Source organism: Solibacillus sp. FSL R5-0691, from assembly GCF_037974225.1.
GTDB lineage: Bacteria > Bacillota > Bacilli > Bacillales_A > Planococcaceae > Solibacillus.
The window spans coordinates 1,693,088-1,712,801 of record NZ_CP150231.1 but is presented as its reverse complement, the minus strand read 5'-3'; the positions used below and the strand labels follow the sequence as shown (position 1 = coordinate 1,712,801).

At 38.0% G+C, this 19,714-nt stretch carries 18 protein-coding genes; 12 read left to right on the top strand and 6 right to left on the bottom strand.

Going from position 1 to position 19,714, the window contains the following annotated elements; all coding sequences use genetic code 11:
• The first annotated feature begins 105 nt into the window (after positions 1-105).
• On the top strand, positions 106-1,869 hold the full coding sequence (recQ, locus tag MKY51_RS08425; protein WP_339176474.1) for a DNA helicase RecQ: 1,764 nt from the start codon (positions 106-108) through the stop codon (positions 1,867-1,869).
• A 275-nt stretch (positions 1,870-2,144) separates the two neighbouring features.
• Positions 2,145-3,392: a helix-turn-helix domain-containing protein gene (locus tag MKY51_RS08420; protein WP_339176472.1), complete on the top strand. Its 1,248-nt coding sequence runs from the start codon at positions 2,145-2,147 to the stop codon at positions 3,390-3,392.
• Positions 3,393-3,467: 75 nt separating this feature from the next.
• Here the strand turns inward: MKY51_RS08420 and msrA are convergent, their stop codons facing one another.
• Positions 3,468-3,989: a peptide-methionine (S)-S-oxide reductase MsrA gene (gene msrA / locus MKY51_RS08415; protein WP_339176471.1), complete on the bottom strand. Its 522-nt coding sequence runs from the start codon at positions 3,987-3,989 to the stop codon at positions 3,468-3,470.
• Positions 3,990-4,261: 272 nt separating this feature from the next.
• Here msrA and MKY51_RS08410 point away from each other — a divergent pair, with 272 nt between their 5' ends.
• From MKY51_RS08410 to MKY51_RS08400, 3 genes are all read left to right on the top strand, one after another.
• The gene (locus MKY51_RS08410) at positions 4,262-5,200 is read left to right on the top strand and encodes an LCP family protein (RefSeq protein WP_339176470.1); all 939 of its coding nucleotides are present in this window, start codon (positions 4,262-4,264) and stop codon (positions 5,198-5,200) included.
• 93 nt (positions 5,201-5,293) lie between these two features.
• Positions 5,294-6,505 (top strand): AI-2E family transporter, encoded by a 1,212-nt coding sequence (locus MKY51_RS08405; RefSeq protein ID WP_339176469.1) that lies wholly within the window; start codon positions 5,294-5,296, stop codon positions 6,503-6,505.
• A 106-nt stretch (positions 6,506-6,611) separates the two neighbouring features.
• On the top strand, positions 6,612-6,998 hold the full coding sequence (locus MKY51_RS08400) for a sporulation protein (protein WP_339176468.1): 387 nt from the start codon (positions 6,612-6,614) through the stop codon (positions 6,996-6,998).
• A 44-nt stretch (positions 6,999-7,042) separates the two neighbouring features.
• Here MKY51_RS08400 and MKY51_RS08395 read toward each other — a convergent pair whose 3' ends face one another.
• Complete coding sequence (locus MKY51_RS08395) at positions 7,043-8,206, bottom strand: aminotransferase class I/II-fold pyridoxal phosphate-dependent enzyme (RefSeq protein ID WP_339176466.1); 1,164 nt, start codon at positions 8,204-8,206, stop codon at positions 7,043-7,045.
• Positions 8,207-8,388: 182 nt separating this feature from the next.
• On the opposite strand from MKY51_RS08395, the gene MKY51_RS08390 reads away from it, so the two are divergent.
• Positions 8,389-9,189 carry a hypothetical protein gene (locus MKY51_RS08390; protein ID WP_339176465.1) on the top strand — a complete coding sequence of 267 codons (801 nt, stop codon included), beginning with the start codon at positions 8,389-8,391 and terminating at the stop codon, positions 9,187-9,189.
• Positions 9,190-9,347: 158 nt separating this feature from the next.
• Positions 9,348-10,712 (top strand): FAD-linked oxidase C-terminal domain-containing protein, encoded by a 1,365-nt coding sequence (locus tag MKY51_RS08385; RefSeq protein WP_339176464.1) that lies wholly within the window; start codon positions 9,348-9,350, stop codon positions 10,710-10,712.
• A 205-nt stretch (positions 10,713-10,917) separates the two neighbouring features.
• Here MKY51_RS08385 and MKY51_RS08380 read toward each other — a convergent pair whose 3' ends face one another.
• Positions 10,918-11,721, bottom strand: coding sequence for an enoyl-CoA hydratase-related protein (locus MKY51_RS08380; RefSeq protein WP_339176463.1), 804 nt, complete (start codon positions 11,719-11,721; stop codon positions 10,918-10,920).
• A gap of 172 nt (positions 11,722-11,893) precedes the next feature.
• Between MKY51_RS08380 and MKY51_RS08375 the strand changes: the two genes are divergently transcribed.
• Together MKY51_RS08375 and MKY51_RS08370 are read left to right on the top strand one after the other, a co-directional pair.
• Entirely contained in the window at positions 11,894-12,763 is an 870-nt protein-coding gene (locus MKY51_RS08375) for a tyrosine-type recombinase/integrase (RefSeq protein ID WP_339176462.1), read from the top strand.
• A 39-nt stretch (positions 12,764-12,802) separates the two neighbouring features.
• Positions 12,803-13,207 (top strand): hypothetical protein, encoded by a 405-nt coding sequence (locus MKY51_RS08370; protein ID WP_339176460.1) that lies wholly within the window; start codon positions 12,803-12,805, stop codon positions 13,205-13,207.
• A gap of 55 nt (positions 13,208-13,262) precedes the next feature.
• Here MKY51_RS08370 and MKY51_RS08365 read toward each other — a convergent pair whose 3' ends face one another.
• Positions 13,263-14,684 (bottom strand): sugar phosphate isomerase, encoded by a 1,422-nt coding sequence (locus MKY51_RS08365; RefSeq protein ID WP_339176458.1) that lies wholly within the window; start codon positions 14,682-14,684, stop codon positions 13,263-13,265.
• A gap of 278 nt (positions 14,685-14,962) precedes the next feature.
• Here MKY51_RS08365 and MKY51_RS08360 point away from each other — a divergent pair, with 278 nt between their 5' ends.
• Entirely contained in the window at positions 14,963-15,904 is a 942-nt protein-coding gene (locus tag MKY51_RS08360; RefSeq protein ID WP_339176457.1) for a tyrosine recombinase XerC, read from the top strand.
• Positions 15,905-16,033: 129 nt separating this feature from the next.
• On the opposite strand, the gene MKY51_RS08355 is transcribed toward MKY51_RS08360, so the two are convergent.
• Positions 16,034-17,287, bottom strand: a complete 1,254-nt coding sequence (locus tag MKY51_RS08355; protein ID WP_339176455.1) for a mechanosensitive ion channel domain-containing protein — start codon at positions 17,285-17,287, stop codon at positions 16,034-16,036.
• Between the two features lie 198 nt (positions 17,288-17,485).
• Between MKY51_RS08355 and MKY51_RS08350 the strand changes: the two genes are divergently transcribed.
• Both MKY51_RS08350 and MKY51_RS08345 read left to right on the top strand, forming a co-directional pair.
• Positions 17,486-17,647, top strand: a complete 162-nt coding sequence (locus MKY51_RS08350) for a transcriptional regulator (RefSeq protein WP_339176453.1) — start codon at positions 17,486-17,488, stop codon at positions 17,645-17,647.
• Positions 17,640-17,807 carry a hypothetical protein gene (locus MKY51_RS08345; protein WP_339176452.1) on the top strand — a complete coding sequence of 56 codons (168 nt, stop codon included), beginning with the start codon at positions 17,640-17,642 and terminating at the stop codon, positions 17,805-17,807. Before MKY51_RS08350 ends, MKY51_RS08345 begins: the two co-directional genes overlap by 8 nt.
• Positions 17,808-17,918: 111 nt before the next feature.
• Here MKY51_RS08345 and MKY51_RS08340 read toward each other — a convergent pair whose 3' ends face one another.
• Positions 17,919-19,292 (bottom strand): nucleoside-diphosphate sugar epimerase, encoded by a 1,374-nt coding sequence (locus MKY51_RS08340; RefSeq protein ID WP_339176451.1) that lies wholly within the window; start codon positions 19,290-19,292, stop codon positions 17,919-17,921.
• Positions 19,293-19,714 lie beyond the last annotated feature (422 nt).

Sequence of the window (19,714 nt, the reverse complement as noted above, 5' to 3'; positions counted from 1 at the left end):
TATTAGAGTAAATAACTCAATAACTATATTATGTAAACTAAACTCCCTTTTACGAACTTTTATTTGCATGTATAATAGAGAAATTGAAGTTATTTAGGAGGGATTATGATTTCACTAGCATTACAACATTTAAAAACAAACTTTGGTTATGACTCTTTCCGTCCTGGTCAAACCCAAATTATCGATAATGTGTTAAATAACCAAGATACCCTTGTTATTATGCCAACGGGTGGAGGGAAATCACTTTGCTATCAAATTCCAGCTTTATGTATGGAAGGTACGACACTTGTTATTTCACCATTGATTTCTCTAATGAAAGACCAGGTAGACATGCTTGTGTCGAGCGGGATTTCAGCTGCTTACATTAACAGTTCACTTAGTTATGAAGAAGTACAAGACGTTATGTATGGTGTACAAAGCGGTAAAATCAAATTGCTTTACATTGCTCCGGAAAGACTTGAAAATGAGCGATTTTGTATGGAACTTTCCCAAATAAATGTGCCGTTATTAGCTATTGATGAAGCACATTGTATTTCACAGTGGGGGCATGATTTCCGTCCAAGTTACCGGTCTATCCAGCAGCTGTTGCATTTATGGAAGAAGAAACCGACTGTTATTGCATTGACAGCCACTGCTACTGAAGAGGTAAGTGCAGATATCCAACAGCTTCTTTCCATTGAAAAGGAAAATACTTTTATAACCGGTTTTGCACGTGAAAATTTAACATTTTCGGTGTTGCTTGGGGAAAACAAAGAAGCCTATATAAAGAAATATGTGAAAGCAAATGAAAATGAAGCAGGCATTATTTATGCAGCTACTCGAAAATCCGTCGAAGCGGTCTATGAGATGCTGAACAAAGCAGGTTTTGCCGTAGCGAAATATCATGGTGGTATGTTTGAAGAAGACCGTACATATGAACAAAATCGCTTTTTAAATGATGAAGTTCAAATAATGGTCGCAACAAATGCTTTTGGTATGGGAATAAATAAGACCAATGTACGCTATGTGCTGCATTATAACATGCCACGCAATATGGAGAGTTATTATCAGGAGGCAGGACGTGCTGGGCGTGATGGACTGGATAGTGAATGTATATTACTATACAGCTCTTCCGACGAACAAACACAGCGTTTTTTAATCGATCAGGCACAAGATCGTTCTCGAATTCCATTTGAACTGCAAAAGCTGCATGCGATGATCGATTACTGTCATACAGAGCGCTGTCTTCAAAGTTATATTATTGAGTATTTTGGTGATGAGGCAGGTCAAGATTGCGGGAAATGTGCGAATTGTACAGATAATCGTCCTCAGCTGGATGTAACAACTGATGCACAAAAAGTATTGTCATGTATCGTACGAATGGGCCAAAAATTCGGGAAACAGTTAACTGCTTCGGTATTGGCTGGGTCACGCAGTAAAAAAGTACTTGAATTCAATTTCCAAAAGCTGCCCACTTACGGTATTTTACGTGCTATGAATGCGAAAGAAATTGCCAGCTTCATCGAGTTTTTAATTTCTGAAAAGCTGATCGTCGTAAATAATGGCCAGTTCCCGACGTTATCCATTTCCGATGAAGGTAAAGAAGTACTGCTTGGACAAAAAAAGGTATTGCGTAAAGAAGCACGTATTATTGAATCGACAGTAGAGCCAAATGATCCTCTATTTGAAATTCTTCGTAAAATACGCAAAGAAATTGCCGATCGGGAAAAAGTTCCGCCTTTTGTAGTTTTCTCCGATAAATCGTTAAAGGATATGTGTGTTCGTAAACCTAAAAACAGTACTCAATTTTTAGAAGTTAGCGGTGTAGGGGAGAGCAAATTGGAGAAATACGGTAAAACATTTATTGAGGCGATTATTGCTAACACTTAATAGAATGTTAAATAATTACAGTATTAACAATTGCTCAAAATTAAACTTTTCATAAAAAAATCCAGTATGTTCTAAAAAAATACTTTCAGTGATTAAATTCAATTTACTCATTGAATTTGCTATCTCACTATACTAAAGGAATGTATTGCCATGTGCAGTACATTCTTTTTTAACTATTTTACGGTTTAAATCATTAAACTTTAAGTTAAGATATTGTAAAAATTCTGTATTCATAGTTTAATAAGAATATTCAGTTAAGAAGTGTAGGTGAAATATTGAATATACTAGGAGAACGCATAAAAAAGCTGAGAAAACAGAAAAAATTAACTCAGACCGAGTTAGTAGGGGAACGTTTAACGAAAGGTATGCTAAGTTTAATCGAAAATGGTAAAGCTCAGCCTTCAATGGAAAGTCTACATTTTATTGCGAAAAGATTAAATGTCGATGTCGATTATCTATTGGATGACGGGACACTGACAATGCTCAGAAACTTGTATACAGCAATCGAAGAAGATGTAGAGCGTAGAAAGCTCATCCGCGACCCTGAAGAACTCCAATCACTTACGATTAAAATAATCGAAAAAATCGAACCTTATTTACCGGAAATACAAGGCACAAACTATGAACAAATTCGCTTAAGAGAAGTTTATTTCTTAATGAATCGTACGATTAATAAAGCGAAATCCCTCGACGAATATTGGAAGTTTATCGATCAATATGAGGAAATTCATGCGTATAGCCGAATGCTTCGCTGTTATTTTTATTTATGCCAGGCTGCAATAGATCAGCGCAATTACAGTGAAACATTAGCTATATTAAAGCAAGGGGAAAAACGGATCGAACCATATGAATTGATGATGGATCCGATGGTCATCCTTGATCTGTATTACAATTTAACGATTTCCTACTCGGCAGCTGATGATGTTAAAATGTCGGATCATTATTTACAAAAGGCATTGGAAATGGCAAAAAAGAAGCAAATATTTTATCGGATGGACCGCTTTTATCATTTGTTGTTTATTCAATCCATTGCGAATGAGAATATTAACAAAAGTAAAGAGTACATAGAAAAATTAATGCTTTTATCTGAGTTTGCTGATGATCCGGCAATTTCGGTCAGGTATTTATACAGTAAACTGCACTATATGAACATTGTTGAAAAGAAATATGCCCAAATCGTACCGGAAATCGAACATTACAAAACTAAGCTGCAGGATTATTTATTTTTGTTTAAAAACCCAATCTTCGTCGGTGAAGAAATGTATGCGGAATTTAAATTACAAAACTACTCGAAAGCACTCCAAATCGGTGCTGCTTTAACCATTCCTGACTATTTACACCATCCCATTGATTTAGCTAAATATTATCAGTTCTTTGCTGTACGGGCATTAGCTTCGTATTATGAAAAAGATGCAGTTGCCGCAAAGCGTGATATCATCTTCGCAAAAAATGGCGTAGAGGACTTTCCCGAGACGATTTATAAAAAATTCATTTACAAAGCTTTCAATGAAATCTTCATTTAATCTTGTTCATAATTTTACGAAAAAGGAACGTACCGCTCGAAATATCGAATGGTACGTTCCTTTTATGCAGAAAGATTAACTTTCTTTCCAATGGGTGTTAATAAACTCATCACGACCGGATTTGTCACGGTCTTGCTTGTAATGTGCTTCTTCTTTTTTGTAATAATCCTGATGGTAATCTTCTGCTGGCCAAAAAGTTTCTGCCGGTTTAATTTCAGTTACTATCGGCTTTTTGAATCGGCCGCTTTCCGCCAGGTTTTTCTTCGACTGCAATGCAGCCGCATATTGTTCTTCGTTATGCGTAAAAATAACGGTCTTATAAGATTCACCGCGATCGTGGAACTGACCACCAGCATCTGTTGGATCAATTTGCATCCAATATATATCCAATAGCTTTTCATAGCTGAAAATCTCTGGGTTAAATTCAATTTCCACTGCTTCCACATGACCAGAGTCTCCACGTTTTACATCTTCATATGTAGGGTTTTCCACATGGCCGCCTGTATAACCGCTTGTTACTTTTTCGATGCCTTCCCATTGATCAAAAGGTTTGACCATACACCAAAAACAACCACCTGCAAATGTTGCCTTTTCCATTTCATATCACTCCTTATAAACCAGTAAACCAACACTTTACTTCAATAAAGTAAATATGATGTATTCTAACATGGATAAGAATGACATTCAATTTATTAAACTTTTAATAGCATATAATAGTAAGCTTCGTAATAAAAATAAAGAAAAAAGATATGCGGACATATCATTAGTTAGGAAGAAAATGTGCATAAAATGGTATACTATAAGTAATTTGCAACTAAATTTAATGTAAATCGTCTAAACTTCACAGAAATAGAAAGGAAGTTGTAGGAATGGAAGAACAGACACGTCAAACCCGCTATCAAAAGAAAAAAATGCGTAAAGGCCGGGTAATATTCGTAGTCATTTTTCTTTTGCTTTTAAGTGTAATTGGATATGGATATGTCCAGTTTAATAAAGGGAAGGAAATGGCAAGTGACAATAAAATAGAAGTAGAAGACTTTGAACCAGATGATAATCATCCGACTATAGAAAATTATTTAATTTTAGGTGTTGATACTCGAGGCGAGGAAAAATCGCGTTCCGATACGATGATGGTGCTTTCATGGAACCGAAAAACGAATGATATGAAGCTCGTTTCCTTTATGCGTGATATTTATGCGGAAATACCTGGTTATCAATCCTATAAACTGAATACGGCCTATTATTTAGGTGGGGTACCGTTACTTCAGGAAACGTTAAATAATATGTTTGATATCCCGATCCACCATTATGCCATGATTGATTTTAAAAGCTTTGAAACATTGATCGATATTTTAGCTCCAAACGGTATTGAAATGGATGTTGAAAAAGACATGGGCGGTTTAATCTATGTGGAAATTAAAAAAGGCCTTCAAAACCTGAATGGTAAAGAACTGCTCGGCTATGCCCGTTTCCGTAGCGATGCTGAAGGAGACTTCGGACGTGTAGCGCGTCAGCAGAAGGTTATTGAAGCATTAAAAGATCAGTTGTTTTCACCAAAAAATATTGCAAACATCCCTAAATTTATCGGTGCGACACAAGGATATATCACAACAGACTTAACGAGCAAAGACCAACTGACAACTGCATTAAAAGCAGTATCAGGCGGGGAAATCAATGTTGAAAAAATGACAATTCCAGCTGAAGGAACGTATAAAATTAATAAGTACCGACATGCAGGGGAAGTACTCGAAATAGATGTAGAGAAAAATTCTCAAATTTTGCATGATTTTTTAAATTTAAACGAGTAAGCATTATATGTATGAAGGTTTTTCATGATAAAATAAGTTATAAATTAAATATTGTTGAAATATTGAGGTGGTCTTTTGCAGAGAAAGAATGAAATGAATAAAGTAAATTCATTACCCCAGGAAACGTCTAAATTTTTCTCTTCTAAATTTATTCGATTTTTAGGTGGTAAAAATTTATTATTCTTATTAGTGATCATCTTATTAGTTGGCTGTACGGTATTCGTTTACGATAAAATTTCTTTTATATTCGAACCGTTACATGTATTATTCGAAGTCATCATATTACCCGGGGTATTAGGTGTCATCTTGTTTTACTTATTACGCCCTCCATTGAAGCTTCTAGTAAGATGGAAAGTGCCGCGCGCATTGGCGATTCTGATTTTGTATATAGTAGTAATCGCATTGATTACTTTACTGGTCTTACTTGTTTTCCCGTTTTTACGTGATCAGTTTACAAACTTAGTACAAGAATTCCCTGTAGTTTTAATGGCACTCGCGAATGATTTATTGGCATTTTTAAATAACTCTCATTTCAGCGAGTATTTTGAAAAAATCAACTTTGACTACAATCAGATTTTAACGGATTTTACAGACAGCTTTATAACGACGGTCAAGGTAACTTTAGGCAGTTTAGCTACTGGTGTGGCTAGTGGAATAACAGGTTTCCTATCAACCGTTACAGGTATCATTTTATCGCTTGTCATTGTACCGTTTATTACATTTTACTTATTATACGAAGGCGATAAAATGCCGCGCTTCATTTTATTCCTGTTCCCGCCACGCATGCGTGAGCAAATCGGAGAAGTGCTGCATGATATGGACAAGCAAATCAGCTCCTACATACAAGGCCAGATTTTAGTATCGTTTTGTATTGGTGTTATGATGACAATCGGCTTTTTAATTATCGGAATGCCTTATGCTTTATTGCTTGGCTTCCTGGCGATGATTACAAGTGTTGTTCCATATTTGGGACCAGCGATTGCAGCAACACCTGCCGCAATTATTGCGATTGTAAATTCGCCTTGGCTGTTAGTAAAGTTAGCAATTGTATGGACAATTGTACAATTAATCGAAGGGAAGTTTATTTCCCCTCAGATTATGGGTAAATCATTAAGTATCCATCCTATTACGATTATTTTTGTATTATTAACAGCTGGCTCTTTATTTGGAGTTCCAGGTGTCGTGCTAGGTATTCCTGGTTATGCTTTAATTAAAGTTCTCATTTCACATACGTATCGACTCTTTAAACAACGCTACAATCGTTTCCAATCAGACGAGACGAATCTGTATGAAGAATTGAAATAAGAAAAACAGGAAATTGTAAAGATGGGGTATGTTAAAAGAAAAACTTTTAACATGCTCCCTTTTTTAAAATCGATCATCAATTACATATTTAACTGGAGGAGAATACATGTTAAGCAAATGGCTAACATCAGTAGAAGAAAATGGCGTAAAAGTTGAAACCGTTATCGAAAAAACAGAACTTGTAGAAGGTGACATATTAAATGGTTCTGTTTATGTGACAGCACATACAGAAGAGCATCAAATCGATTACATTTCATTAAAAGTACTTTGTGAAGAATTGGACGGCGAATTTTCGATACTTGGAAAACACTCGTTTCAGCTAGTTGGCGGGATCCGTTCAAAAGACGGTGAAATCATTCCGTTTGAGATCATTCCGGACGAGCGCTGGGTATGCGGGAAAGATGAGGAGCTCATCTTACAGACAACTGTTGTATTTTTGGATGGAGTGGCAATCGAAGAACAAGGTGTTATTACGTATAGCGCCATTGAATAAACAAAAAGGCGCTGCTGATAATTACATTCAGCAGCGCCTTTCCTTTAGAATTTGATTGATGATAGTCGTTTAACCGCTTCTTGAAGCTTTTCCACAGGTTGTACGAGTGCAAGACGCATATAGCCTTCACCAGCTGTGCCAAATACCGTGCCTGGTACCATGACAACACCTGCCTGTTCGATTGCTTTATAAGCAAAATCGATACATTTAATATCATACGGATATTTTGCCCAGACGAACATCCCGCCATCGCTCGGTGCAACTTCCCAGCCGATTGATGTTAAGCCTTCCATAAGCGTTTTATGACGGACAGAAAACGTTTCTCTCAGTACATTTGTAACTTCTTCTGCATTATCCAATGCTAATGCAGCTACTTGCTGAATCGGTTCGAAAATACCGAAATCCAAATTTGACTTCAGCTGTTTCATAATACCGACCAATTGTGCATTTCCAACTATGTAGGCAATACGAGTCCCAGCCAAACTGAAACTTTTCGATAACGAGTTAATTTCCAGACCGACTTCTTTTGCACCAGGTGTCGCAAGGAAGCTGATCGGAGCATCTCCTTTAAAGTAGAACTCAGAATAGGCCGCATCATGCAGAACGATAATATTATACTTTTTCGCGAATGCCACAACTTCTTCAAAATACGCAATGGATGGCATGGCCGGTACCGGGTTACCCGGCAAATTTAAAATGAGTAATTTAGCTTTTTGGCGAATTTCTTCTGGAATAGCTGACAGATCCGGCAAATACTGATTTTCCTTTGTCAATGGCATATAATAAGGCGTTGCACCAGCCAAGTGAATTCCTGCATCATACGCAACATATGCCGGGTTTGTAGTCAGTACGATGTCACCTGGATCACAGAATGCTACCGGCAGATGGACTAGCCCTTCCTGTGAGCCAATTGTTTGTACAACTTCCGTTTCCGGATCTAACTCAACATTGTTGACTCGTTTGTAATAACGACATACCGCTTCATTGAATGTTTGAATACCCGTTAAAGTGTAGCCGTAAGAAGAAGAGAGTGCAGTAAGCTCGGACATTTTTTTCCGCAACTTCTCTGCCGGAGCGATATCAGGGCTCCCAAGACTTAAATCGATCAGTTCCGTTCCTTTTTGCTCTTGCAATTTGGCATGTTTTTTTAAGTCACCAAATATTGCCGGCACAAACAATGACATTTTTTTAGACGGTTGGATATTCAATCTTAACACTCCTTAAAACTTTCAATTGTAAGCACCATTTTATCATACAGATCCCGTATAATGGGGATGAAATCAGAAAAGAGAATTAATTCACAACATAAAGCACGAATCCGGAGTGGAAGAGCAATAAAAAGTACCGGGAAATATTATTCACAGAAAAATAAATTATTAAGAGGTGTAGGATGAAAATCTATTCGTTGAGCGGACCAAGTGGTACAGGAAAGAGTACAAGTGCTTTGCAATTTGCGCATGACAATAACATTGAGGCCATTATGGATGACGGGATATTAATTGTAAACGGGGAAAAAGCGGCAGGAACATCGGCTAAATTTGAGAAAAATACTTTAAAAGCAGTGCGCCGCGCCATTTTGGACGATGACTTACATAAAGCGGAAGTACTGGAGGCGATTCACACTCATCATGTAAAGTCCATTTTATTGATCGGTACTTCAGACAAGATGACGAAAAAAATTGCAGCTCGTTTACAGCTTGGAGAAATTGATGAATTTCACTATGTCCAGAATATCCGTACGGAAAAAGAAATTCGCATTGCCAAGTATGTGCGGGAAATTCAGGGCAAACATGTCATGCCAGTTCCATACCGCCAAGTAGAACAAAACTTTTTCAAACGTTTAATTCAGCGAGGGAAGGAAATTTTCTCCTCTTCACAAGTGAAACTCGGTGAAACGACGATTGTACAGCCGGATTTTCATCAAAATAGTGTTTATATTTCCCGTACTGTATTTACCGATGTGTTGGAACATGTACTTGAAAAGCAGGATAAACTGGCGAAATTCGAAATAGCCAATATGCAAACAGACGGCATACCTCAAATGACAATTGCGCTGTTCTTAAAGTCACCAGTTGCCTATGTAGTCCCGGAATTTCTATTTGCACTTCAAAAGGAAATTTCTCAGGAATTTTTCCTGCATTTCGGTATTGAACCCGAAACGATTCATGTACAAATAAAAGGAATTAAATGAATAGCTATAACAGAAGCTGGCGTAATAAGTCAGCTTTTTTATATGGAAAATATCGTATAATAAATAAGTAGTTTCTATTTTTAGACGATTTAGTATATTCTATTTATTAAGTGCTTGGACTAGCAACAGGCCATCGAAAACAGCAAGGGGGAGAAACAGTGAATTACATTGAACAATTAAAACAAATTTTATCACATGAACAAGTGACAACAAATGAAGTGTTACGTACACAACACGGAAAAGATGAATCGTATCATGAACCGAATTTACCGGATGTTGTCGTCTACCCGAAAACGGCACAGGAAGTTAGTAAAATTTTAACATTAGCAAATGAACAGCGTATTCCAGTAGTACCATTTGGTCTTGGGACAAGTTTGGAAGGACATGTCATCCCGTATCAAGGGGGAATCTCTCTGGATTTATCGCTTATGAATGCCGTATTGGAAGTACGGTCTGAGGACTTTCTTGTAAAGGTTCAACCAGGTGTAACGCGCAGCCAGCTGAATAAAGAATTAAAAAAGTACGGCTTATTCTTTTCAGTCGATCCGGGTGCCGATGCGACATTAGGGGGAATGGCTGCGACAAATGCGAGTGGAACAACTTCCGTTCGCTACGGCATTATGCGTGACCAAGTGCGTGATCTAGAAGTGGTGTTGGCAAATGGGGATGTAATTCATACAGGGGGATTGGCCGCAAAATCTTCCTCAGGCTATCATTTGAATGGTTTAATGGTCGGTTCCGAGGGGACACTCGGGGTCATTACTGAATTGACATTACGCGTTTTCGGAATCCCGGAAAGAATTGTGGCCGGTCGCGCGACATTTGAAACAGTTCAGCAGGCGGTCGATGCTGTTGTCTCATTAAAGCAGGCCGGTATACCAATGGCCCGAATGGAACTTGTCGATAAACAAAGTATTGAAAAGGTAAACAGTGCTTCGGGAACAAATTTCCCTGAAACGCCAACACTATTTTTGGAATTCCACGGTAATGAAGCAGGCTTGCAGTCGGATGTAATTTTTGCAACCGAATTATTGAACGACAATGGCTGTATCGAGCTGGCATTCGAGCAGGATGAACGAGCACGCAATCATTTATGGGAACTTCGTCATAATATGGCGTATACATATATTCATTCCGCGCCAGGAAAAAAACTGATGTCTACAGATGTTGTCGTTCCGATTAATTCATTGCCGGATGCAATTCTAAATTCCCGTGAAAAAATTGAAAGCATGCAGATCGACGCGGGGATTGTCGGTCATGTAGGCGACGGGAATTATCATATCTTGCTGATGGTGGATATGGACAGCAAAGAAGAGATTGCAAGAGCAAAAGAACTGAATGAACATGTCGTGGAATACGCATTGTCACTTGGGGGTACATGCACGGGGGAACATGGTGTAGGTTATGGTAAGAAAAAATACCAACAGCAAGAACATGGACTTGCCTATATGTGGATGAAAGAAATTAAACGGGCATTTGATCCGAACAATATTCTAAACCCCGGAAAAATTTTTATTGATTAAGGTTTGTTGAAATAGAGCGTTTTGTCGAAATGCGCTTTTGAGACCAACGAAAATGAGTCACCGGAAAATTCAACAGCAATTGACAAGCGTCGCCTTAAAATCAGTAAACGACATTGTATAATCTGCTCGAATTAAAGCGAATGACGGAATGGCAGTTTGCTGCACTTATAAATAAAACTGCCCCCGCTTATCGGAGGCAGTTTTTTTATTGATTTGGAAGCTGTCTTGTGAAAACCGGCTGGCGTTTTTCAACAAATGCACGGACACCTTCAGAAAAGTCTCTTTCGGAAACAAACGGTGTTGAACCTTCCCATAAAGCAGGGGCTGAATCCACACATTCTTTAACCGAACGTTTGACTGCTAATAAGGAGTCCGGAGACATGCCGGCAACAAGTTTCCCCATACGGATGGCAAAACGGTTCAAATCTTTCTCTGCAACTAAATAATTGAGCATTCCGGCTTTAAACGCTTCTTCTGCTTTATACATGCGTCCAGTGAATACAAAATCTTTTGTTGCAGATGGGCCGACCAAATCGACTAAACGTTTGGCAAATTTATTGTTCAATGTAATACCGAGCTTACCGACCGGAATCCCCATTTTAGCTTTGTCCGAGCCGATGCGAATATCACAGGCAAGGGCAAGCTCCAGTCCAGCGCCCATTGCCGGTCCGTTAATGACACCGATTACCGGAATCGGCAAGTTTTCAATTGTCGAAATCGTTCTTTCCATATGCACGAAAGCTTCTTCCGCTTTTTCCAGCGAAATCGAATTAAATTCTTTAATATCTGAGCCTGCCGTAAAGTTCTCGCCCGAACCACGCAATAACAGCACCTTGTTTTTTGGATTTTCCAATGTGCGCAGTGCAATTTTGGCAAGCTGGTCCCACATATTCGCCGTCAATGCATTTTTAAGTTGTGGGCGGTGAATTGTAATGATGGCGAGCCCCGCAGTTTCCTGATAAATGATTTTCGCTTCTTCCGCTTCAAGTCTAGTCGTACGTACTTGCATTTATGATCCCCCTTAACTATGTATACATAGTCATTATAGACGAAAAAATATACAATAACATGCATTCCGGTTGGTTCAAGTAAATTTAACGAATATTCAGCAATTTACTGTATCAAATCGATGTAAATCTTACCACTTGGCATGATACAATAAAAAGAAAGGGGCGAAAAATGTGGAAAAAATCCAACCGTATGTTAAGGCATTTACTGCTTACTTAAAGTCCTTAAATAAATCTTTTCATACGACGAAACAATATACATTGGATGCAAAGCAATTCGCGGAGATTATTGAGCATGAGAATCGAATAAATGAAGCCCTGCAACTTTATGCAAAAACGATTCAGGAAAAGTATCCTTCATTCAATTCAGTCAACCGCAAATTCGCATCCATTCGCCATTTTCTTACTTTCTTGCAGCTGCGCGGTGTCATTTCCGTATATAATGAAGAAATCATCGCCCCGTTGACTAAAGAGGAGACGGAACTGAACGTACTGAAGGAAAAACAATTCAATCGAGCATTAGCTTATTGGCCGAAGCAGTATGAGATTGCCTTGAATGAGGAACATGAATGGCTCGCATTACGCAATACGGTCATTGTATTTACTGTTGCGGAGCTTGGCATTAAACCAGCAGAGCTTGTACGGATGGAATGGAAGCATATCAACTCCGAAAAACATGAAGTGATCGTACTGGCTTCAAAAAGCTACCGCATTTTGCAGTGTTCCAAAAAACTGCTTGAACTGCTAGAAGACTATAAACGCCACACAATTGAATTCATGCCGCTGACGGAACAGTCACCATATGTTTGGCTCGGCGTCGGCAATAAAATGGGGGAGCCGGTCACCGTCAAAACGATTGAGCGCATTTTTAAGGCGATGTCCGAACAGCTTCAATTTAAAGTGACCGCGACTAATATGCGCTACCACGCAATTCAGAAACTATTAACAAAACAAGAGGATCCGAAAGTATTATACGAGCAGTTCGGCTATGCAAGAAAAGGCGTATTGCTTGAACGGGAGCAACGTTTCCCGAAAAACGGCTAGTTAATAATTGGATTGATGAAAGATTGAGAGGGAAAACGAATGGCAATATCCATGATGGAAGCGTATACGATTGAACTACTGAAAACCCATCCGTATACATTTGAACAAATAAAACAATATATTGAAAATGATGAACTTCATCGATTAAAAGAAACGTATGATATCGATACAGAGAGTTTGAAAACTTTATGGAATGAACAGGCTGAAGAGATGGAACAGGCTTTTGCAGGAAACTATAAGGTGAAATTTGTAACGATCAATGGTTTGAGAAACTTGCTGCGCATGCGTTTTCAAATATCAGATGATCAGTATGAACTCTTGCCTGAAGGGAACGGTCTGCAATCACTACATGTTGATCCGATCATTGAACAGCAAATTCGCGCGATGCTTTCTTCAAACTGGAAAGTCGATCGTAGCGGGGAACAGATTACTCTATTTGTCTAGTGAAAGTAAAAAAGAGGGATACGGGAACAGTCCATTGACTTTTCCCATATCCCTTTTAGCGTTGTCTTCGTCTATTTATTTTTCCGTAATAGCTTGTTGAAAATTTGTAAACCTGATTTAAAATAAGCAGTGCCAGCGTCATTAAGCCAATAAGCATCAGTATTAGTGCGGTCCATTCAAAGAAAGTAAAACTAAAAATTTCGGATAATTTAAATGGCTCCGCCAGCATCTCAATCACTAAATTCATTCCGTATATGCCGGAAATCATACTGAAAATCGTTAAAATAAAGATCAGTTTATTTAAACGGTCTGTAGAACGGTCTTCCTGGATCCTGTACAGTTCCTCAAGAGTTTCCTTCGTCTCTCGGTAAAGTCCGTCGATCCGGAAGACTTTCCGGAGATAATGTGAGATTTCTTTTCCCTCTGTACGTGCCGATACTTCCGAAAAATAATACCTCGATGCAAACTTCGTAATCTGTTCAATTAATTCCTTTACAATATCCTTATCCCTGGAAAACTTCAGTTCACTATGTTCAAAGACCAGTTTCAGCAGCATCAGTTTATAGAAATAATGAATGAGAAATATGTAATAAGAGACCGAATGAAAGCTGTTTAAGGATTTATACATACTTTTGTCATCCATCGTTGATAGGTGAATTTGACCTTGCAATGTTGTAATAATATGAAATTGTGGTGCCCATCTTTCGTAGCAATGTTCCTCGACGAAACGTTTTATATATTCTTCATTTGTACTTGAAATATACGGATCCCCATTATTATCGCGTCCATTTAACTGTCCTGCCCGAAACAATAGTTCCTCATCGATTTCCGCGTCTTCTTCCATATGAAAGAATGCATTGACGTACATACGCTCATCTTCGAAAAACGGGATTTTGCTTATGTTTTTGTGAATAGATGAATAATCGATAAAATACTTCTCTAAAAACGGGGCAATTTTTTTTAATAATAGCTCATCGGTATTATGAAAGATAAAATTGTCGTAATAAATTTCCGCGCCTAGTTCTTCCTCAATTTTTGGCCGCAACACTCTAAAATAATGACCGAATGATAACGCGGCATTCATGTCCACATCATCTGCCAATTGTATTCTCAATGCTAAAATCCCAATACCGAATGGACACAGATTGATATCCGCACTCAGTAATGTAAAGGGAACTTCATCAAATGCCGTCTTCATTTTTCCTTCGCAATGGATTTTTTTCGAGTAGCGGTTGAAGTTTCGTACGGAAATATCATCATTCAATAATTTCTCTTCCATAAAAGGATAAAAGAATTGTGTTAGCAATTGGGGGGAAACTTGAATATCGGCTCCATAAAGTGTTTCATTAAATTCTTCTTCATCGATTGTAAAATGATAAAATTTGTTGCGCTTTAATTCATGCTGTAATTTTCCAAAATCATACTGTCGATAATTGAAAGGATAATAAAAAACATAGTGACTTTTAAGGGAATTCATCCTTTCACCTCCTGAAACATCTATTCCCAAAATTCGATAAATTTAACCAAAAAGGGCTTCGACAAAAATCGCTCTCAGACGATTCGACATGGGTCATCATCCACGAATCGACATTTCACTTCGTCTGAGAGCGAATTTACGATATAAGAACAGATGTTCCTTTTTATTGTCGAAAAACCGCTTAAAACTACTAAATTAGCAATAATGTTCCCAAATATAAATTTGGGAACATTTTTTATGCTATAATAAGAGCTAAATAGAGGGGGGAATGGCCGAAAATGAAGCTGCCGAAATTTTTACGTGATTTTTTGATTTACTTAACAACAATTACCGGAAAGTCCCAAAGAACCCGAAAAGAATACGAATATGACCTTATTCTGTTTATGCGTTTTCTAAAAGCGATCGAAGAAGATATTTCGTTGGACCGTTTACATACAATCGACATATCCGAATTTACAATCGACCAGATTAAAGAAGTGTCTCTGGAAGACTTGTATTTATTTATGGAATATTGCGAAGTGCAGCGCGGCAATTCCTCAGCAGCCCGTGCGCGGAAAGTTGCAACATTAAAAGCCTTTTTCAAATACTTAAAAGGAAAGCGCCGTCTCATCGATGAAAACCCGGCCGAACATTTGGAAACCCCAAAAATCGGGCGACGCCAGCCAATTTATTTAAACTATAATGAGGCAAAAGATTTCATTGGTGCTATCCAAACACAATCGTACAGTGCACGTGATGAATGCATGATGGTCTTTTTCCTGAATCTCGGTATTCGGGTTTCCGAATTATGTTCACTGAATACCGATTCCATTAATGGCCGGATGCTGACGGTAATCGGGAAAGGGAATAAAGAACGTCATGTGTATTTAAATGATGCATGTATGAACGCGTTGGAAAAGTATTTAGAGGAGCGGCATGCATATAAAGGGGAAGGGAAAGAGCCACTGTTCACCTCTCAGAAAGGGACACGCTTTGCGAGACAGTCGATTGCCCGAATCGTGAAAGTGATCAATACCAACAGCCCGTCCCCGAAAGAAAAACTGACGCCGCATAAACTGCGACATACTTCCGCGACGATGATGTATAAATCCGGGGCGGACATCCGAACACTGCAGCATATTCTCGGGCACTCCAGTGTAGCGACAACACAAATCTATACACATATCGAAGACGAACAAATTCAGCAAGTACTTAAAAACAATCCGTTTAATAATTTATAATAATAATAATATTATGTAAACTCGGTTTTATATCCATGTTAATCTATCCTTCATATAACATATTAAAGTCAACAAAATCCCCATCTTCTCTTTATGAGAAAATGGGGATTTTTAAGCGGTCAATGAATCTTATTCGCCTTCATGTTTATTTTGCTGAAATGAACTCATAGCTTTAAAATCATTGCCGGTTGGGTTTTGGAATAGTCTCAAGTCAAACTCGGATGCGATCGCAAAGAGATGATCGAATATATCCGATTGAATCGACTCATATACCGCCCAGTTAATATCGTTTGTAAATGTGTAAATTTCAAGTGGCAGCCCGTGTTCACTTGGCGCCAATTGTCTCACCATCGTTGTCATGTCTTTGTGGATTCCTGGATGGTTTTTTAAATAGTTGCTAATATATGTCCGGAACAACCCGACATTTGTCAACGCTCTGCCGTTCACCTGGTTGCTTGTATCAATACGATGTTTACTATTGTACTCGGCAATTTCACGTTGTCTCGTATCAATATAGTCCGTAAGATAATGGATGTTTCGCAACTGCTCGATCTTTTCCTCTGAACAAAACGCGATACTTGTTGTATCAATAAAAATCGAGCGTTTGATCCGTCTGCCACCAGTAACCTGCATCCCTCTCCAGTTTTTAAAGGAATCCGAAATCAATGCATAACTAGGAATGGTCGTAATAGTTTTATCAAAGTTTTGAACTTTCACGGTATTTAATGAAAGATCAATGACATCCCCGTCCGCACCGTATTTCGGCATTTCAATCCAATCACCGACACGCACCATATCATTTGAGGACAACTGAATTCCTGCTACTAGACCTAATAAGGAGTCTTTAAAAACGAGAAGCAGTACAGCTGACAATGCACCTAGTCCGCTTAAGATAATCAGCGGATTTTCGCCAATCAGGTTTGCGATAACCAGGATAATACCGAGTACATAAACAATGATTTTCACGACTTGAATATAGCCTTTAATCGGTTGTACCTTTGAAATTTCAAATGTTTGATAAATATCGTGAATCGCATTCAACAAACTGCCTAGCAGACTTAAAACCACGATTATAATATACGTAATTGCCCCTTTTTCAATAAGGGTCTGATACGTAAAGGCTCCAGCAAAATAGTAAATTATGATCGCCGGTACGATATGCGATAACTTATGGAATACTTTCTTTTCCAATAGAATGTTATCCCACTGGTACTTGTTGTTGTTGACGATGTGTGTAATAAATCGGATGACGATCTTTTTTGTGATGAAATTTGCGATTAAGCAAATGATTACAATAAAAATAATCATAAGCGCCACTGAAAGATATTCAGCAAACAATGGACTTAACCCAAATTCGATAAGATTTTTGTAAATAAGATTCATGTAATTCCTCCCGACTCCTATGGTAACAAAGATGTCGACAAGATGAAATGATTGTCTACTGCGGATTTCCCATAAAAACCTTTGTCGAAATGTATAAAACTAGTACAAAAATTCAGATAATTTATTGACAGCAATCATAAACTGTTATATATTTAATTTACAAATAAAAACTGTTATATAACAAAGGAGAGAAGAACAATGAGTTATTTCGAAAAAGGGTATCAAATGTATGTAGAGAAGTGTGAACAGTTTGGATTACAGCCGGTGAATTTCCGGTATTACGTTAATCAGCTTTCTTATCAGCAATTACTTTCTTATAACGATTATGCAATGGAACAGGAGATGAGACGAAATGGTTAGTCCTCAAACTGAAACCGTTTATTATAAGGATGTTATGCCGGTTCATTCCATCGAACTTGTGAACATTCATTATATCCAGCCGGATCTGACGATGGAAATGTCCCACATAAGTGCTAACTACGCCATGCTGCATCGAGGTGTTTATGAAATTACAACTTAATTTACTGTATTAAATCAATCTACGAATCCGTTGTAGGTTGATTTTTTTATTGCTTAATCCTTTCTACAGCAAAAAGGCCGCTTTGTAATCGAGTTACAAAGCAGCCCTTTATTAATCAAGCAAATAACTTTCAATTCGTAAAAACTCTTCCTCATCGATATTGTCCATATATTTATAGAGCAAATCGAGGTCGACTTTAATTTCATCTTTATGTGTTAAATAAAACTGCTCTGTTAAATGAGAAATAATTAACGGAACCGCTTTTTGATGGTTAAACCGGTGTAAATAGGTTGATAAAAATTCCGCATTGACTGCAATATCCGTATTCTGACCAAGCGCATTGAAATCGACATAATGGATATGTGCTGTTAGAAATTGTTCCGTCAAATGCACATTGTATTGGCAAATATAAGACCAATCCAGCTCATTTTTGTATCGATTCAACCAATGCAGCTCCGCAATGGCTGTGAATAACTGCTTTTGTTCATCACTGTATGCTTTAAACTTTTTATCCATTTCGGCATTTGTTAATCGACGGTCCCCATAGCGGTTATACTTCTGACTGACCAGTGACGGAATTCCTTTCACTAAATGCTCACTGCCGGCCCATTTATACGAACCACGGTCATATTCAAAAAGCTGCAGGTCCATATCAGGAATTTCATCGGCTTCCGGTAAATAGATAAGCTCAAATGAATTATAAAAGACATTGCTTTCAATGAAATCATCCAGTTGATCGACAAAGTCCGGATTCAGATGTTTTTTATTTGCCATTAACGTTGTGACTAAGTAACGTTTAAATGACATCGACAACCGGGCAAGTACCGGCTTGTTATATTGAAGTGCTTCCAGATTCACGTCAGGCAAATAATCGATTAAAAACTGTTCCGATAAAAGCGGATTGGCATAGCTCACATACGTAAACGGCAAGTATTGAAAATAAGCTATTAAGCGAGATGGATGCAACTGGACAGCCTGATGGCACCAGTTTCTATAAGCTTCTAAAAATACGCGGTCATATGGTAGCTGCTCGTAAACGGTTTCGTCATTCGATTCCAGCTGTTTCACAATGGAAAGCTCGTTAAAATCATCTACTGAAAAATGGGCAGGGAACGAAATTTCCTGAAAGGCCTTATTTAATTGGAAAGTGGCTTTTGGCTTCGTCGAAACAAAACTGTATGTTCCGATTGCGCCGCGCTCTTCCAATAATAAATAGGCGAGTTCCTGGCGTTCATCCTGTGTTAAGTCACAGTCTTTAGGGAACTTTACCGCTGCAAAATATTGCGCTTTTGCCAAGTCATAGAAAAACTTGTAGTCGCCTTCTTTTGTATAAGGTTCCTTTGATTCATTTTGCTGCCAGTAGAGGAGGGCTCCTTGTATCGGACTTCTATTTGAAAACGTAATATTCGCGATTGAAAAGATGTTCTGCGCTAATGCGTCATCATACAGAACTTTCATAAACTCGATTTTTTTAATTTTTAGCATGCTAAGACACCTCCGTTCCTACTATTATATACTCGAATCATAAAAATTCCGAAAAAAAAGTTCTCAAAATAGGTTTAAGGGTAGTTTAAGGTGGTATATTACTTGTAAGTAAAGTTGCGGTCACTGAAGAGTAGATGTAAGTTAACCACTAGTTTAGATAGTTTATATGATGATTTCTATTAGCTTCGTTGTATGCGTTTATCAAGCAACATTCACAGTTTATTTTAGGCAATTAATGAACAAAATGCTTTAACGAAGATTTTCGAAAGATGCCAACTAAAGTTAGGCGAGCGAAATGCATACACGAATTGAGATATACTATTGAAAATTTCAGCTCAAACGTTTTATAAGATGTTAAACTAACGTACGAAACATTACAACTGAATACGCAATACCGACCGCAGCTTTACGCCTTTCACTCC

Bases quoted from the DNA above. Each gene is read 5' to 3' on its own strand.
- MKY51_RS08345 (WP_339176452.1), top strand. From the start codon at position 17,640: ATGGTTAGTCCTCAAACTGAAACCGTTTATTATAAGGATGTTATGCCG.
- MKY51_RS08340 (WP_339176451.1), bottom strand. From the start codon at position 19,292: ATGCTAAAAATTAAAAAAATCGAGTTTATGAAAGTTCTGTATGATGAC.
- MKY51_RS08410 (WP_339176470.1), top strand. From the start codon at position 4,262: ATGGAAGAACAGACACGTCAAACCCGCTATCAAAAGAAAAAAATGCGT.
- MKY51_RS08380 (WP_339176463.1), bottom strand. From the start codon at position 11,721: ATGCAAGTACGTACGACTAGACTTGAAGCGGAAGAAGCGAAAATCATT.
- MKY51_RS08350 (WP_339176453.1), top strand. From the start codon at position 17,486: ATGAGTTATTTCGAAAAAGGGTATCAAATGTATGTAGAGAAGTGTGAA.
- recQ (WP_339176474.1), top strand. From the start codon at position 106: ATGATTTCACTAGCATTACAACATTTAAAAACAAACTTTGGTTATGAC.
- msrA (WP_339176471.1), bottom strand. From the start codon at position 3,989: ATGGAAAAGGCAACATTTGCAGGTGGTTGTTTTTGGTGTATGGTCAAA.
- MKY51_RS08370 (WP_339176460.1), top strand. From the start codon at position 12,803: ATGGCAATATCCATGATGGAAGCGTATACGATTGAACTACTGAAAACC.
- MKY51_RS08365 (WP_339176458.1), bottom strand. From the start codon at position 14,684: ATGAATTCCCTTAAAAGTCACTATGTTTTTTATTATCCTTTCAATTAT.
- MKY51_RS08400 (WP_339176468.1), top strand. From the start codon at position 6,612: ATGTTAAGCAAATGGCTAACATCAGTAGAAGAAAATGGCGTAAAAGTT.
- MKY51_RS08360 (WP_339176457.1), top strand. From the start codon at position 14,963: ATGAAGCTGCCGAAATTTTTACGTGATTTTTTGATTTACTTAACAACA.
- MKY51_RS08355 (WP_339176455.1), bottom strand. From the start codon at position 17,287: ATGAATCTTATTTACAAAAATCTTATCGAATTTGGGTTAAGTCCATTG.
- MKY51_RS08405 (WP_339176469.1), top strand. From the start codon at position 5,294: ATGAATAAAGTAAATTCATTACCCCAGGAAACGTCTAAATTTTTCTCT.
- MKY51_RS08390 (WP_339176465.1), top strand. From the start codon at position 8,389: ATGAAAATCTATTCGTTGAGCGGACCAAGTGGTACAGGAAAGAGTACA.